At 32.7% G+C, this 16,247-nt stretch carries 14 protein-coding genes, 1 pseudogene and 1 other annotated feature; all 15 genes and pseudogenes read left to right on the forward strand.

The features are described from left to right. A pseudogene (tuf, locus tag IC214_RS01490) lies at window positions 1-134 on the forward strand (elongation factor Tu); the annotation flags it as partial. Between the two features lie 249 nt (window positions 135-383). Beyond that, the gene (gene rpmG / locus IC214_RS01495) at window positions 384-533 is read left to right on the forward strand and encodes a 50S ribosomal protein L33 (protein ID WP_003421192.1); all 150 of its coding nucleotides are present in this window, start codon (window positions 384-386) and stop codon (window positions 531-533) included. Between the two features lie 23 nt (window positions 534-556). Further along, window positions 557-778, forward strand: coding sequence for a preprotein translocase subunit SecE (secE, locus tag IC214_RS01500; RefSeq protein ID WP_227437053.1), 222 nt, complete (start codon window positions 557-559; stop codon window positions 776-778). A gap of 19 nt (window positions 779-797) precedes the next feature. Further along, window positions 798-1,340, forward strand: a complete 543-nt coding sequence (gene nusG / locus IC214_RS01505; RefSeq protein ID WP_227437051.1) for a transcription termination/antitermination protein NusG — start codon at window positions 798-800, stop codon at window positions 1,338-1,340. Between the two features lie 39 nt (window positions 1,341-1,379). After that, window positions 1,380-1,805 carry a 50S ribosomal protein L11 gene (gene rplK, locus IC214_RS01510; protein ID WP_054268674.1) on the forward strand — a complete coding sequence of 142 codons (426 nt, stop codon included), beginning with the start codon at window positions 1,380-1,382 and terminating at the stop codon, window positions 1,803-1,805. A 70-nt stretch (window positions 1,806-1,875) separates the two neighbouring features. Beyond that, complete coding sequence (rplA, locus tag IC214_RS01515; RefSeq protein WP_227437049.1) at window positions 1,876-2,574, forward strand: 50S ribosomal protein L1; 699 nt, start codon at window positions 1,876-1,878, stop codon at window positions 2,572-2,574. Window positions 2,575-2,625: 51 nt separating this feature from the next. Next, window positions 2,626-2,754, forward strand: a sequence feature (ribosomal protein L10 leader region). A 42-nt stretch (window positions 2,755-2,796) separates the two neighbouring features. Next, complete coding sequence (gene rplJ, locus IC214_RS01520) at window positions 2,797-3,303, forward strand: 50S ribosomal protein L10 (protein WP_227437047.1); 507 nt, start codon at window positions 2,797-2,799, stop codon at window positions 3,301-3,303. Window positions 3,304-3,361: 58 nt separating this feature from the next. After that, the gene (gene rplL / locus IC214_RS01525; RefSeq protein WP_021382505.1) at window positions 3,362-3,727 is read left to right on the forward strand and encodes a 50S ribosomal protein L7/L12; all 366 of its coding nucleotides are present in this window, start codon (window positions 3,362-3,364) and stop codon (window positions 3,725-3,727) included. A 405-nt stretch (window positions 3,728-4,132) separates the two neighbouring features. Next, entirely contained in the window at window positions 4,133-4,921 is a 789-nt protein-coding gene (locus IC214_RS01530) for an SDR family NAD(P)-dependent oxidoreductase (RefSeq protein ID WP_227437045.1), read from the forward strand. 462 nt (window positions 4,922-5,383) lie between these two features. After that, the gene (rpoB, locus tag IC214_RS01535) at window positions 5,384-9,100 is read left to right on the forward strand and encodes a DNA-directed RNA polymerase subunit beta (RefSeq protein WP_227437043.1); all 3,717 of its coding nucleotides are present in this window, start codon (window positions 5,384-5,386) and stop codon (window positions 9,098-9,100) included. A gap of 41 nt (window positions 9,101-9,141) precedes the next feature. Further along, a complete protein-coding gene (gene rpoC / locus IC214_RS01540) occupies window positions 9,142-12,627 on the forward strand; it encodes a DNA-directed RNA polymerase subunit beta' (protein ID WP_227437041.1) in 3,486 nt (1,161 codons plus the stop codon). A 287-nt stretch (window positions 12,628-12,914) separates the two neighbouring features. Then, a complete protein-coding gene (gene rpsL, locus IC214_RS01545) occupies window positions 12,915-13,337 on the forward strand; it encodes a 30S ribosomal protein S12 (RefSeq protein ID WP_227437039.1) in 423 nt (140 codons plus the stop codon). Between the two features lie 123 nt (window positions 13,338-13,460). Further along, entirely contained in the window at window positions 13,461-13,931 is a 471-nt protein-coding gene (gene rpsG / locus IC214_RS01550; protein WP_227437037.1) for a 30S ribosomal protein S7, read from the forward strand. 48 nt (window positions 13,932-13,979) lie between these two features. Continuing rightward, complete coding sequence (gene fusA / locus IC214_RS01555) at window positions 13,980-16,046, forward strand: elongation factor G (protein WP_227437035.1); 2,067 nt, start codon at window positions 13,980-13,982, stop codon at window positions 16,044-16,046. 91 nt (window positions 16,047-16,137) lie between these two features. Continuing rightward, window positions 16,138-16,247: GTP-binding protein (locus tag IC214_RS01560; protein ID WP_131072429.1), on the forward strand; the 110-nt coding region annotated here is incomplete at its 3' end.

Below are 16,247 nucleotides of genomic sequence, written 5' to 3' on the forward strand. Positions count from 1 at the left end.
TAATGCCTGGAGATAACGTAACAATGGAAGTAGACTTAATAAATTCAATAGTTGTAGAAGAAGGATTAAGATTCTCAATAAGAGAAGGTGGAAGAACAGTAGCTTCAGGAGTTGTTGCTACAATAATAGAGTAATTCTTATTACTAAACTGATGGATTAAAGAATAATAAAAAGAGGGGTTATGCTCCTCTTTTTTTAACATAGAAATACAAAAACATTGACACAGCATAGGATTTTGTGATAACTTATACAAGGTAATGATTATAGGAAGTTAATAATATCTTAAATACTGTAGATTTTTAATAAATACATATTTTAAAGATATTATATTCACATATATTAACAATATATATTATTGTATTACAAAGTTGGAGGTGTATCAGATGAGAGTTAAAGTAACTTTAGCATGTACAGAGTGTAAGCAAAGAAACTACAACACTACTAAGAATAAGAAAAATAATCCAGACAGAATAGAATTACAAAAATATTGTAGATTCTGTAAAAAGCATACAACTCATAAAGAAACAAAATAGTTTTATAAGGATGTGAGTATGGAATGGCTGCCCAAACAAATGACGGTGCAAAAACTAAAAAGAGATTCAGTTTATTTGGTTATTTAAAAGAAACTAAACAAGAATTGAAAAGAGTTACATGGCCGACAAAAAAAGAATTGTTTAAAAACACAGGTATAGTTTTAACTGTAGTTATTTCATGCACTATATTAGTATGGGGTATAGACACTATATTATCTGGTGCACTAGCGTTATTACTAAAATAGACGAAAAGAGGTAAGTTAAATGTCAGAATTACAAGAAGCAAGTTGGTATGTAGTTCATACTTATTCGGGACATGAAAATAAAGTTAAAGCTACAATAGAAAAAGCAGTTAAAACAAGAAGTATGGAAGACTGCATAAGACAAGTAGTTGTTCCAACAGAAGAGGTAGTGGAAACTACTAAAACTGGAAAAGAAAAAACTAGACAACGTAAAGTTTATCCAAGTTATGTTTTGGTTAAAATGATAATAACTGATGAATCTTGGTATGTAGTAAGAAATACTAAGGGAGTTACAGGTTTCGTTGGACCTGGTTCAAAACCAGTACCATTAAGTGAAGAAGAAGTTAAAGCTATGGGTATAGATACAACTGAACCTAAAGTAGTAAATAGTGATATTGACTTTGAAATAGGAGATACAGTAAAGGTATCTCAAGGACCATTTAGTGGACAAGTAGGAAACATAGAAGAAATTGACTTAGAAAACAGAGAAGTTAAAGTATGCATAAATGCATTTGGTAAAAGGACTCTATTTGTAATAGAGCTTGAAGGTATAGAAAAAATCTAATACTATTATTATAGAAAAATCTGAGGAGGTGCGCTCAAAATGGCTAAAAAAGTTATAGGTCAAATAAAATTACAAATACCTGCAGGAAAGGCTACTCCAGCGCCACCAGTTGGACCAGCATTAGGACAACATGGTGTTAATATAATGGGATTCACAAAAGAATTTAATGCTAAAACTGCAGATCAAGCTGGAATGATAATACCAGTTGTTATAACTGTATATCAAGATAGATCATTCAGTTTTATAACAAAAACTCCACCAGCTGCAGTTTTAATTAAAAAAGCATTAAACTTAAAATCAGGTTCTGGAGAACCAAACAAAAAGAAAGTTGCTAAAATAACTTCAGCTCAAGTAAGAGAAATAGCTGAATTAAAAATGCCTGACTTAAATGCTGCATCAGTAGAAGCTGCTATGAGTATGATAGCTGGTACTGCTAGAAGCATGGGTGTTGTAGTAGAAGACTAATTAAAAGATACACTTTTTTTTATAAAGTGGGAGGCGAAAAGCCGAGATTAACCACAAGGAGGAAAATAAAATGGCTAAAAAAGGTAAAAGATATGCAGGTGCATTACAAAAAGTAGATAGAACTAAGTTCTATGATGCATCAGAAGCATTAACATTAGTTTCAGATATAGCTGGAGCTAAATTTGACGAAACAGTAGAAGCACACATTAAATTAGGTGTTGACTCAAGACATGCTGATCAACAAGTAAGAGGTGCAGTTGTATTACCTCACGGAACTGGTAAAACTAAAAGAGTTTTAGTTTTTGCTAAAGGTGAAAAAGCTAAGGAAGCTGAACAAGCTGGTGCTGATTTTGTAGGAGCTGAAGAATTAGTTCAAAAAATACAAGGTGAAAACTGGTTTGATTTTGATATAGTAGTTGCTACTCCAGACATGATGGGTGTAGTAGGTAGATTAGGTAGAGTATTAGGACCAAAAGGTTTAATGCCAAACCCTAAATCAGGAACAGTTACATTTGATGTAGCTAAAGCTATAGATGAAATAAAAGCTGGTAAAGTTGAATACAGATTAGACAAAACTAACATAATACACGTTCCAGTAGGAAAAGTATCATTTGGTGGAGAAAAATTATCTGAAAACTTTGCTGCATTAATGGATGCTATAATAAAAGCTAAACCAGCTGCTGCTAAAGGACAATATTTAAGAAGTATAACTGTAGCTTCTTCAATGGGACCTGGAGTTAAAATAAACCCAGCAAGAACAGCTGAATAATAAAACTGTTGACACAGGTTGACAAAAATGTTATCATATCATTTGTCAATGTAAAAAAGAATAGATTTGCCGTAGATAGTGGGTGCGAAAGCTTAATATCCCACCGAGGTTTTAGATAAATTGAGATTACTAAAGCTTTTGATGTCTACTTTTGGCAACAAAAGCTTTTTATAATGTTGCGGTAAATACTAAGCCTATTTGGTGAAGGAGGTGCACATCTAGATGAGAAAAGCTATAGAAATTAAATCAGAAGTTGTTTCTGAAATAGTTGAAAAGTTACAAAAATCTTCTGCTGCCGTTGTTGTTGATTACAAAGGGTTAACAGTTGAAGAAGTAACTGAGTTAAGAAAACAAATGAGAGAAGCTGGTGTAGATTACAAAGTATATAAAAATACTTTAGTTAGAAGAGCAGCTAAAGAAGTTGGTATAGAGCAATTCAATGAAGAATTATTAATTGGTACTAATGCTATAGCATTTGGATATGATGATCCAGTTGCTCCAGCTAGAATATTAAAAGGATTCATGGATTCTCATCCAAAGATGAAATTAAAGATGGGTGTTGTAGAAGGTGTATTCTATGACGAAGCTAAGATTGTTGAAATGGCTAACATACCATCAAGAGAAGTTCTTATCGCTAAATTACTTGGTAGCTTAAAAGCTCCAATATCAAACTTTGCATACTTAATAGATGCAATAGCGAAAAAGGCAGAAGGTCAAGAAGAAGCTTAATTGCTTAACTAAAAAATTATAAATATTAATTTGAAAAGAAAATTCGGAGGTGCTAAAAATGACAATAGAACAAATATTAGAAGCTATAGAAAATATGAAAGTTTTAGAATTAAATGAATTAGTTAAAGCTGCTGAAGAAAAATTCGGCGTATCAGCTTCAGCTCCAGTAATGGTAGCTGGTGCAGCTGCTGGTGGACCAGCTGCTGAAGAAAAAACTGAGTTTGATGTAGTATTAGCTGAGGTTGGTTCTTCAAAAGTTGGAGTTATAAAAGCAGTTAGAGAAATAACAGGATTAGGATTAAAAGAAGCTAAAGAAGTAGTTGACAATGCTCCTAAGACAGTTAAAGAAGGAGCTTCTAAAGAAGAAGCTGATCAAATAAAAGAAAAATTAGAAGCTGCTGGAGCTAAAGTAGAAGTTAAGTAGTTTCTTTAAAAAGATACCCATTTGGGTATCTTTTTTTATTTATAAAAAATTGTGAATAGAATATTTCTATAAAATAAAAAAAATTTATATAATAGTATTAAATTAAGGGTATCATATAGTTTGTAATGAGATTTTAATTTAATACTATTAAAGAATATGTTTTTACTATGTTAAATACAGATGTTAAATTAAAATATAAACAATTATTGTAATGTGCATATATAAGGTGATATAATAAAAGACAAATTATATAAAACTACATATTGTTTTAAAAATTTACAAAAATACTTTAAAAATAAAATATAATAAATAATTAATTAACAAATACAAATTTAAAATGAGTGAAATACTTCTAAAAATCGAAATATGTAGATTTTAAGAAATGCATTTAAGGAGGAGTTAATAATGGAAAAATTACAAGGTAAAGTTGCAGTGGTTACTGCAGCAACTAAAGGTATTGGATTAGCATCAGCTGAAATATTGGCACAAAATGGAGCAGTTGTATATTTAGCAGCTCGTTCAGAAGAATTGGCTAATGAAGTTATAGACAGAATAAGTGCAGAAGGCGGGTGTGCTAAGTTTGTTTATTTTAATGCTCGTGAAGAAGAAACGTTTACTTCAATGATAGAAGATGTAGTTAAAAAAGAAGGTAAGATAGATATACTTGTAAATAATTTTGGTTCGACAAATCCCTCACTTGATAAAGACCTTTTAACTGGAGATACAGATAATTTCTTTGATACAGTAAATACTAATTTAAAAAGTGTATATTTACCATGTAAAGCTGCTATTCCTCATATGATAAAGAATGGCAAGGGAAGTATAATAAATATATCTAGTATAGGTTCAGTATTGCCTGACCTATCTAGAATAGCTTATTGTGTATCAAAATCAGCAATCAACTCATTAACTCAAAATATAGCAACACAATATGCAAAAGACAATGTTAGATGTAATGCTGTACTTCCAGGCCTTATTGCAACCAAAGCTGCTTTAGATAATATGTCTCCAGAATTCATAAAGGAGTTCCTAAAGCATGTTCCTTTAAATCGTATAGGGAAACCAGAAGACATAGCAAAAGCTGTTTTATTCTATGCTAGTGATGATTCATCCTTTATAACAGGAGACTTACTTGAAGTAGCTGGAGGATTTGGTTTACCTACGCCACAGTTTGCAGATAATATATTAGGATAATTATATTACTAATATAATAGTAAAAATAAAAAACTTAATTATAGTAGAAATTCTATTTTTATAAAGACTGTAGATATAATTTATGATGGAAATAGTTTAAGATTTAAAACTCCAGATTAAATTCATTTATGGTCTTTATTTTGTATATTTAACAGCTTTTGTATAAATATAATTATTTACTAGTACTTATTTATGAAATTATAATTAAATATGGGTATGGTATTAGAATGTAACTTTTTCTAGAAAATTAAACCGATAAATGAAAAAATTGGATTTTATATTGGAGAATTGTACATAATACATAATATATGCTTAAAATAATTTACAAAAAATCAAAAATAATGCATAGTTTACATATAAGATAAAAAATATATTGAAAAATACTTGACATTATGCTAAAATTATTAGATGCGTTAGAATGAACTATTGTTTTATTTTTAATTATTGAGAGGTGAAAAGTGAATGCCACATCCTGTCACGATAGGTAAAAGAACTAGAATGAGCTTTTCTAAAATTAAGGAAATAGCTGATGTGCCAAATCTTATAGAAATTCAAGTAGATTCCTATGAGTGGTTTTTAAAAGAAGGTTTAAAAGAAGTGTTTGATGATATTTCACCAATAGAAGATTATACTGGTAATCTTATATTGGAATTTGTTGACTACTCTTTAGACGATAAACCAAAGTACGATATAGAAGAGTGTAAAGAGAGAGATGCTACATATTGTGCACCTCTAAAAGTTAAGGTAAGACTTATAAATAAAGAAACAGGTGAAATAAAAGAACAAGAAGTATTTATGGGTGACTTCCCTTTAATGACAGAAAGAGGAACTTTCGTTATAAATGGGGCAGAAAGAGTTATCGTAAGTCAATTAGTTAGATCTCCTGGTGTTTACTATGCGGAAGAGAGAGACAAAACAGGTAAGAGATTAATTTCATCTACTGTAATTCCTAATAGAGGAGCATGGTTAGAATATGAAACAGATTCTAACGATGTAATATCTGTAAGAGTTGATAGAACAAGAAAACAACCAGTTACAGTTTTACTTAGAGCTTTAGGAATAGGGACAGATGCAGAAATAATTGACCTTTTAGGAGAAGACGAAAGATTATCTGCCACATTAGAAAAAGATAATACTAAGACAGTAGAGGAAGGTCTTGTTGAGATATATAAAAAATTAAGACCAGGTGAACCACCTACTGTAGAAAGTGCATCATCTTTACTAAATGCTTTATTCTTTGATCCAAAGAGATATGATTTAGCAAAAGTTGGTAGATACAAATTTAATAAAAAGCTTGCTTTATGCTATAGAATTATGAATAGAATTTCAGCAGAAGACATAATAAATCCTGAAACAGGAGAAGTATTTGTAAAAGCTGGAGAAAAAATAAGCTATGAGTTAGCTAAAGATATACAAAATGCAGGTATAAATGTAGTAAATCTATTAATGGATGATGATAAGAAAGTTAGAGTTATAGGAAATAATTTTGTAGACATTAAGTCTCATATTGATTTTGACATAGATGATTTAAACATAAAAGAAAAAGTGCATTATCCAACATTAAAAGAAATTTTAGATGGATATAGTGATGAAGAAGAAATAAAAGAAGCTATAAAATCAAGAATTAAAGAACTTATACCAAAACATATATTATTAGACGATATAATAGCTTCAATAAGTTATGAATTCAATATCTTCTATAATATAGGAAACATTGATGATATAGACCATTTAGGAAATAGAAGAATAAGATCTGTAGGAGAATTATTACAAAACCAAGTTAGAATTGGTCTTTCAAGAATGGAAAGAGTCATAAAAGAAAGAATGACAGTTCAAGATATGGAAGCTATAACGCCTCAAGCGTTAGTTAACATAAGACCAGTTTCAGCTGCAATAAAAGAATTCTTTGGTAGTTCTCAGTTATCTCAGTTCATGGACCAAACAAATCCTTTATCTGAGTTAACACATAAGAGAAGACTATCAGCTCTTGGGCCTGGAGGTCTTTCAAGAGAAAGAGCTGGATTCGAAGTGCGTGACGTTCACCATTCACACTACGGTAGAATGTGTCCGATAGAGACTCCAGAAGGACCAAATATCGGTCTTATAAACTCTCTTGGAACTTATGCAAAAATAAATGAGTTTGGATTTATAGAATCACCATATAGAAAATTTGATAAAGTAACATCAACAGTTACTGATGAGATACATTATTTAACTGCTGATGAAGAAGATTTATTCGTAAGAGCTCAGGCAAATGAGCCATTAACAGACAATGGTAAATTCGTAAACCATAGAGTTGTTTGTAGAACTGTAAATGGTGCTGTTGAAATGGTTCCTGAAAGCAGAGTAGACTATATGGATATATCTCCTAAGCAGGTTGTATCTGTTGCCACTGCTATGATACCTTTCTTAGAAAATGATGATGCCAACCGTGCCCTTATGGGAGCGAACATGCAACGTCAGGCAGTGCCTCTAGTTAGAAGAGAAGCACCAATTATAGGAACTGGTATAGAATATAGAGCTGCAAAAGACTCTGGAGCAGTTGTTGTTGCTAGAAATTCTGGTATAGCAGAAAGAGTAACAGCGGATGAGATAATTATAAAAAGAGAAGATGGAAACAGAGATAGATATAATCTACTTAAGTTTAAACGTTCAAACTCAGGTACTTGTATAAATCAAACACCTATAATAACTAAAGGTGAGCAAATAGTGCAAGGAGATGTTATAGCAGACGGTCCAGCAACTGATTTAGGAGAAGTAGCACTTGGAAGAAACTGTCTTATAGCATTCATGACTTGGGAAGGTTATAACTACGAAGATGCCATATTAATAAATGAAAGATTAGTTAAAGAAGATAGATTATCAACAATTCATATAGAAGAATATGAATGTGAAGCTAGAGATACAAAACTAGGGCCAGAGGAAATAACTAGAGATATACCTAATGTTGGAGATAGTGCAATTAAGAACTTAGATGACAGAGGTATAATAAGAATAGGTGCAGAAGTAGATTCAGGAGATATACTAGTTGGTAAAGTAACTCCAAAAGGGGAAACTGAACTTACTGCTGAGGAAAGATTACTTCGTGCAATATTTGGTGAAAAGGCTAGAGAAGTTAGAGATACTTCACTTAAAGTACCTCATGGTGAATCTGGTATAATAGTTGATGTAAAAGTATTTACTAGAGAAAATGGAGATGATTTATCTCCAGGAGTAAATGAATTGGTAAGATGTTATATAGCTAAAAAGAGAAAAATAAAAGTTGGAGATAAAATGGCTGGTCGTCATGGGAATAAAGGGGTTATCTCAAGAATATTACCAGAAGAAGATATGCCATTTATGGAAAATGGAACTCCACTAGATATAATACTTAACCCACAAGGTATACCATCACGTATGAACATCGGTCAGGTTTTAGAGGTTCATTTAGGACTTGCTGCTAAGACTTTAGGATGGTATGTTGCAACATCAGTATTTGATGGTGCCAATGAGTATGATATAATGGATGCTCTTGAAGAAGCTGGATATCCTAGAGATGGTAAATTAACTTTATATGATGGTAGAACAGGTGAAACTTTTGATAATAGAATAACTGTTGGATATATGTACTACTTAAAACTACATCATTTAGTTGATGAAAAACTACATGCAAGAAGTACTGGACCATACTCATTAGTTACTCAACAGCCACTAGGTGGTAAAGCACAATTTGGTGGACAAAGATTTGGAGAGATGGAGGTTTGGGCTCTAGAAGCATATGGAGCTGCTCACATACTTCAAGAAATACTTACTGTTAAGTCTGATGATGTTGTAGGTCGTGTTAGAACTTACGAAGCTATAGTTAAAGGTGAAAACATACCTGAGCCAGGAATCCCAGAATCATTTAAGGTTCTTATAAAAGAACTTCAAAGTTTATGCTTAGATGTAAAAGTATTAACAGATGAAGATCAAGAAATAGAAGTAAGAGAATCTGTAGATGAAGATGACACAATAGGTGAATTTGAACTAGATGTTGTAAATAACATGGGAGAAGTTGAAGAAAGTAATATAATAGAAGAAATTGAAGATGATTTTACGGAAACCGTAGAAGATGAGGATATAGAGAATTTAGAAGAATTTGCTGAAGAAGATTTATTTGAAGAAGAAATAGACTTTGATGGTGATGACTTTGATATGTAAATTTAATTAATGTAAATCTCAAATAGAAGGGAGAGAACTCCTTGTTTGAATTAAACAATTTCGAGTCGATAAAAATAGCATTGGCTTCTCCAGAAAAAATAAGACAATGGTCTAGAGGAGAAGTTAAAAAGCCAGAAACTATAAATTACCGTACTTTAAAACCAGAAAAAGATGGTCTTTTCTGTGAAAGAATATTTGGACCACAAAAAGACTGGGAGTGCCATTGTGGTAAATATAGAAGAGTTAGATACAAAGGTGTAGTTTGTGATAGATGTGGAGTAGAAGTAACTAAATCGAAAGTAAGAAGAGAAAGAATGGGACATATAGAGCTAGCAGCTCCTATGTCTCACATCTGGTACTTTAAAGGTATACCAAGTAGAATGGGACTTTTACTTGATATGTCACCAAGATCATTGGAAAAAATACTATACTTTGCTTCATATGTAGTAGTTGATCCAGGAGAAACTGGATTGAATGAGAAGCAGTTATTGACAGAAAAAGAGTATAGAACTGCTCTTGAAAAATATGGATATACTTTTACTGTAGGTATGGGTGCTGAAGCTGTAAAGATATTGTTACAAAACATAGACTTAGAGCAACAAAGCAAAGACCTAAGAGCGGAATTAAAAGACAGTACAGGACAAAAGAAAGTTAGAACAATAAGAAGATTAGAAGTTGTAGAAGCATTTAAAAAATCTGGGAATAAACCAGAATGGATGATTTTAGATGCGATACCAGTAATACCACCAGATTTAAGACCAATGGTACAACTTGATGGTGGAAGATTTGCAACTTCAGACTTAAATGATTTATATAGAAGAGTTATAAACAGAAATAATAGACTTAAGAGATTATTAGAGCTTGGAGCTCCAGATATAATTGTAAGAAATGAAAAGAGAATGCTTCAAGAAGCAGTTGATGCATTAATAGATAATGGTAGAAGAGGTAGACCTGTAACAGGGCCTGGAAATAGACCACTTAAGTCTTTATCAGATATGTTAAAGGGTAAACAAGGTCGTTTCCGTCAAAACTTACTTGGTAAGCGTGTTGACTACTCAGGACGTTCTGTTATAGTTGTTGGACCAGAACTTAAATTCTATCAATGTGGTCTTCCAAAGAAAATGGCACTAGAACTATTTAAGCCATTTGTTATGGATAAACTAGTTAAAGAAGGATATGCACATAATATAAAAAGTGCAAAATCTATAGTAGAAAAAGTTAAGCCAGAAGTTTGGGATGTTTTAGAAGATGTTATAAAAAGCCATCCAGTTCTTCTTAACCGTGCGCCGACTCTGCATAGATTAGGTATACAAGCATTTGAACCAATCTTGGTTGAAGGTAAAGCTATAAAGCTACATCCACTTGTGTGTACAGCTTACAATGCAGACTTCGATGGTGACCAAATGGCAGTCCATGTACCTTTATCAGTAGAAGCACAAGCAGAAGCAAGATTCTTAATGCTTTCTGTAAACAACATTCTTGCTCCTAAAGATGGTTCTCCTATAACTACTCCATCTCAGGATATGGTTTTAGGTTGTTATTATCTAACAATAGAAGCACAAGATGATGCTAAAGGAACAGGAATGGTATTTAAAGACTTTAATGAGCTATTACTTGCTTATTACAATAAATCAGTTCATCTACATGCGTTAGTAAAACTAAAGGTGACTCTTGAAGATGGAAGAAGTTCATTAGTTGAAAGTACAGTTGGTAGATTTATATTTAATGAAAGCATACCTCAAGATTTAGGATTTGTAGATAGAAATGAAAACCCATTTGCTCTAGAAGTTGACTTCTTAGCAGATAAAAAATCTCTGGGTAAAATAATAGATAAGTGCTTTAGAAAACATGGAAATACAGAAACAGCGGAATTACTAGATTATATAAAATCTCTAGGATTTAAATATTCTACATTAGGTGGTATAACAGTTGCTGTTGCTGATATGAGTGTTCCAGAAGAAAAGAAAGTATTTATAGCTGAGGCAGAAGAAAAAGTTGATAAATATGAAAAAGCATACAGAAGAGGTTTAATATCTAATGAAGAAAGATATGAAAAAGTTATAGAGACATGGACAGAAACAACTGATAAGGTTACTGATGCTCTTATGGGTGGACTAGATAGATTAAACAATATATATATAATGGCACATTCAGGAGCCAGAGGTTCTAAAAACCAAATTAGACAGCTAGCAGGTATGCGTGGTCTTATGGCCAATGCATCTGGTAAAACAGTTGAGATACCAGTTAAATCTAATTTCCGTGAAGGTTTATCAGTACTTGAATACTTTACATCTTCACATGGTGCCAGAAAAGGTCTTGCCGATACAGCTATACGTACGGCTGAATCTGGATACTTAACAAGAAGACTTGTTGATGTAAGTCAGGATGTTATTGTAAGAGAAGTAGATTGCGGAACAGAAGATACTACAGAAATTTATGCTATAAAAGAAGGAAATGAAGTTATAGAAGAAATATATGATAGAATTGTAGGAAGATATACTATAGACCCTATATTAAATCCTGAAACTGGTGAAGTTATAGTTGAAGCTGATGCTATGATACAAGAAGATGAAGCAGAAACTATAGTAGATTTAGGAATTGAAAAAATTAGGATAAGAACAGTTCTTAACTGTAAAACTAATCATGGAGTTTGTTCTAAGTGCTATGGTAGAAACTTAGCTACAGGAAAAGAAGTTAATATAGGTGAAGCAGTTGGTATAATAGCAGCTCAATCTATAGGTGAGCCGGGTACTCAGCTTACAATGCGTACATTCCATACTGGAGGGGTTGCAGGAGCCGATATAACTCAAGGTCTTCCAAGGGTTGAAGAATTATTCGAAGCTAGAAAACCAAAAGGTTTAGCTGTAATAACTGAAGTATCTGGTAGAGTTGAAATAGATGAAACTGGAAAGAGAAAAGAAGTAAATGTAATACCAGAAGAAGGCGAAACTCAAACATATGTGATACCATATGGTTCTAGATTAAAAGTTAAGCAAGGACAGATATTAGAAGCTGGAGATCCTTTAACACAAGGATTTATAAATCCTCATGATATAGTAAGAGTAAAAGGTGTTAAAGGTGTTCAAGAATATATAGTTAAAGAAGTTCAAAGGGTTTATAGACTTCAAGGGGTTGATGTTAACGATAAGCATATAGAAGTTATAGTAAGACAAATGCTATCTAAAGTTAAAGTTGAAGACCCAGGAGATACAGATTTATTACCAGGTGGATATGAAGATGTATTAACATTTAATAGATGTAACGAAGAAGCTATAGCTAAAGACTTAAGACCAGCAGTTGCTAAAAGAGTATTACTTGGTATAACTAAAGCATCTCTTGCAACTGATTCATTCTTATCAGCAGCTTCATTCCAGGAAACAACAAGAGTATTAACAGAAGCTGCAATAAAAGGTAAAGAAGACCACCTAATAGGGCTTAAAGAGAATGTTATATTAGGTAAGCTAATACCAGCAGGAACAGGAATGAAGAAATATAGAAATATAGCTGTTGAAAAAATTGAAGATTAATGGCAGATAGAGTAAAGAAATCTTGACAACCATTATTTGTGGTGTTAAAATAGTAAAGTGTGTTGTTTAAAAGTACACTAAGGGCTTATATGAGCTCTTAGTGACTTTTAAATGGCAATAAACAAGAACTAAAAGCATCAAGCTAGAAAAATGCTAATATCACATATTCATGTGTTATAGACATTAAATTGTAAGTAACAAATGTTACAATCAGTCAGTATGAGTATTCATATTGATGTAGTTGGCGGTCACTGATAAGATCGAAAATTTGGAAGGAGGTGCAGATGATGCCAACAATTAACCAATTAGTTCGTAAAAGTAGAAAAGCAGTTGAAAAGAAATCTACTGCTCCAGCATTACAAAAAGGTTACAACTCTTTAAACAAGAAAGTAACTGACGCTAGTGCTCCACAAAAAAGAGGGGTTTGTACTTCAGTAAAAACAGTTACTCCTAAGAAACCTAACTCAGCTTTAAGAAAAGTTGCCAGAGTTAGATTAACTAATGGTATAGAAGTTTCTGCTTATATACCAGGAGAAGGACATAACTTACAAGAGCATAGTGTTGTTCTTATAAGAGGCGGAAGAGTAAAAGACCTTCCAGGGGTTAGATACCATATACTAAGAGGTACTTTAGATACAGCAGGTGTTGATAAGAGAAGACAATCAAGATCTAAGTATGGTGCTAAGAAACCTAAGGACGCTAAAAAATAAAAACAATTAATGATTGATTATAGTTCGGTGCTTTAAATATATAGATATTTATGGCATCACGGCATTAAATAATTTATGTCGAGTACCTATGATTTAAGTTAAATAATTAAGGAGGGAAGCGAAATGCCAAGAAAAGGTAATGTTCCAAAGAGAGAAGTTTTACCAGATCCTATGTATGGGAGTAAGGTAGTTACTAAATTAATAAATAATTTAATGGTAGACGGAAAAAAAGGAAAGTCTCAAACAATAGTTTATGATGCTTTCACAGTTATTGCTGAAAAAACAGGAGAAGATGCTTTAGAAGTATTTAATAAGGCAATGGATAATATAATGCCTGTTTTAGAAGTAAAAGCAAGAAGAGTTGGTGGGGCAAACTACCAAGTACCAATCGAAGTTAGACCTGAAAGAAGACAAACATTAGGTTTAAGATGGTTAGTAAAATACACTAGAGCTCGTGGAGAAAAAGGAATGGTTGATAAATTAGCTAAAGAAATAATGGACGCAGCTAACAACACAGGAGCTTCAGTTAAGAAAAAAGAAGATACTCATAAAATGGCAGAAGCTAATAAAGCATTTGCTCATTATAGATGGTAGGATATATAGATATCTTATAAAATTGAGGATATCATAAGGAGGATAACCATGGCTAGAAAGTTTCCTTTGGAAAGAACTAGGAATATAGGAATCATGGCTCATATAGATGCAGGGAAAACTACTACTACAGAAAGAATCCTGTTTTATACTGGGCAAACTCATAAGATAGGAGAAACTCATGAAGGGGCTTCTCAAATGGACTGGATGGAGCAAGAAAAGGAAAGAGGTATAACAATAACTTCTGCCGCTACTACTGCTTCATGGAAAGACCATAGAATAAATATAATAGATACTCCTGGACACGTGGACTTCACAGTTGAAGTTGAAAGATCTCTAAGAGTTCTTGACGGTTCAGTTGCTGTATTCTGTGCAAAAGGTGGGGTTGAACCTCAATCTGAGAATGTATGGAGACAAGCTGAAACTTATGGAGTACCTAGAATAGCTTTTGTAAATAAAATGGATATATTAGGAGCAGATTTCTACAATGTTGTAAGCATGATGAAATCTAGATTAAATTCTAATGCAGTTCCTATGCAATTACCAATAGGTAAAGAAGATTCATTTATAGGTATAATAGACTTATTAAAAATGGATGCTGTTATATACAAAGACGACTTAGGTGTTGAAATGGAAGAAACAGACATACCAGAAGATATGAAAGAATTAGCTACAGAGTGGAGAGAAAAATTAGTTGAAGCAGTAGCTGAAACTGACGAAGAGTTAATGATGAAATATCTTGAAGGTGAAGAACCTACTATAGATGAACTAAAAGTTGCTATAAGAAAAGCTACTATAGCGTGTGAGATGAACCCAGTTTTCTGTGGTACAGCTTATAGAAACAAAGGTGTTCAGTTAGTAATAGATGCAGTTTTAGATTACTTACCAGCACCAACTGATATAGCAGCTATAAAAGGTATATTGGAAGATGGAGAGGAAGCTGAAAGACATTCTTCTGATGAAGAGCCATTTTCTGCATTAGCATTCAAAATAATGACTGACCCATTTGTTGGAAAACTAGCGTTCTTCAGAGTTTACTCTGGAACATTAGAATCTGGTTCTTATGTTTTAAATGCAACTAAGAATAAAAGAGAAAGAATTGGTCGTATACTACAAATGCATGCCAATACAAGAGAAGAAATAACTAAAGTTTATGCTGGAGATATAGCAGCAGCAGTAGGATTAAAAGATACTACTACTGGAGACACATTATGTGATCCTGCTAATCCAATAATACTTGAATCTATGGAATTCCCTGAGCCAGTTATATCTGTTGCTATAGAACCAAGTTCTAAAGCAGCTCAAGAAAAAATGGGTATAGCTCTTCAAAAATTAGCTGAAGAAGACCCAACTTTCACAGTTAAAACTGACCAAGAAACAGGACAAACTATAATATCTGGTATGGGTGAATTACACTTAGAGATAATAGTAGATAGATTATTAAGAGAATTTAAAGTAGAAGCTAAAGTTGGTGCTCCACAAGTTGCATATAGAGAAACTATAACTCAACCAGTTGATGTTGAATACAAGTACTCTAAGCAATCAGGTGGTAGAGGACAATATGGTCACGTTAAGATTAGAGTTGCTCCTCAAGAGCCAGGTGAAGGATACAAATTCACAAACAAAACTGTTGGTGGATCTGTACCAAAAGAATATGTTGGTCCAGTTGACATGGGTATACAAGGAGCTATGCAATCTGGTATAGTTGCTGGATATCCAGTTGTAGACGTTGCTGTTGAGTTATATGATGGTTCTTACCATGAAGTTGACTCTTCTGAAATGGCGTTCAAGATGGCTGGTTCAATGGCATTCAAAGATGCTATGAAGAAAGGTAATGCAGTTCTTTTAGAGCCTTACTTTAAAGTAGAAGTTGTTACTCCAGAAGATTACATGGGAGATGTTATGGGTGACTTAAACTCAAGAAGAGGATTAATCCAAGGAATGGAAGCAAGAAGTGGTGCACAAGTTATAAATGCATTTGTTCCACTTTCAGAAATGTTTGGATACTCTACAGACCTAAGATCTTCAACTCAAGGTCGTGCAACTTATACAATGATATTCGATCACTATGAACAAGTTCCAGCTTCAGTTGCTAAAAAGATAGCTGAAGGAAAATAATTTAAAAATTAATTAATAATATAAATATAAAAAATAATCAGCAAGACGAGACTTGTCTCGTCTTGCACAAGATAAAGGGAGGAAATTCAAAATGGCTAAAGCTAAATACGAAAGAACAAAACCTCATGTTAATATAGGGACAATAGGACACGTTGACCACGGTAAAACTACATTAACAGCAGCAATAACAAAAACATTATA

Origin of the sequence: Clostridioides sp. ES-S-0190-01 (assembly GCF_020658275.1) — a bacterium.
Classification (GTDB): Bacteria; Bacillota; Clostridia; order Peptostreptococcales; family Peptostreptococcaceae; genus Clostridioides.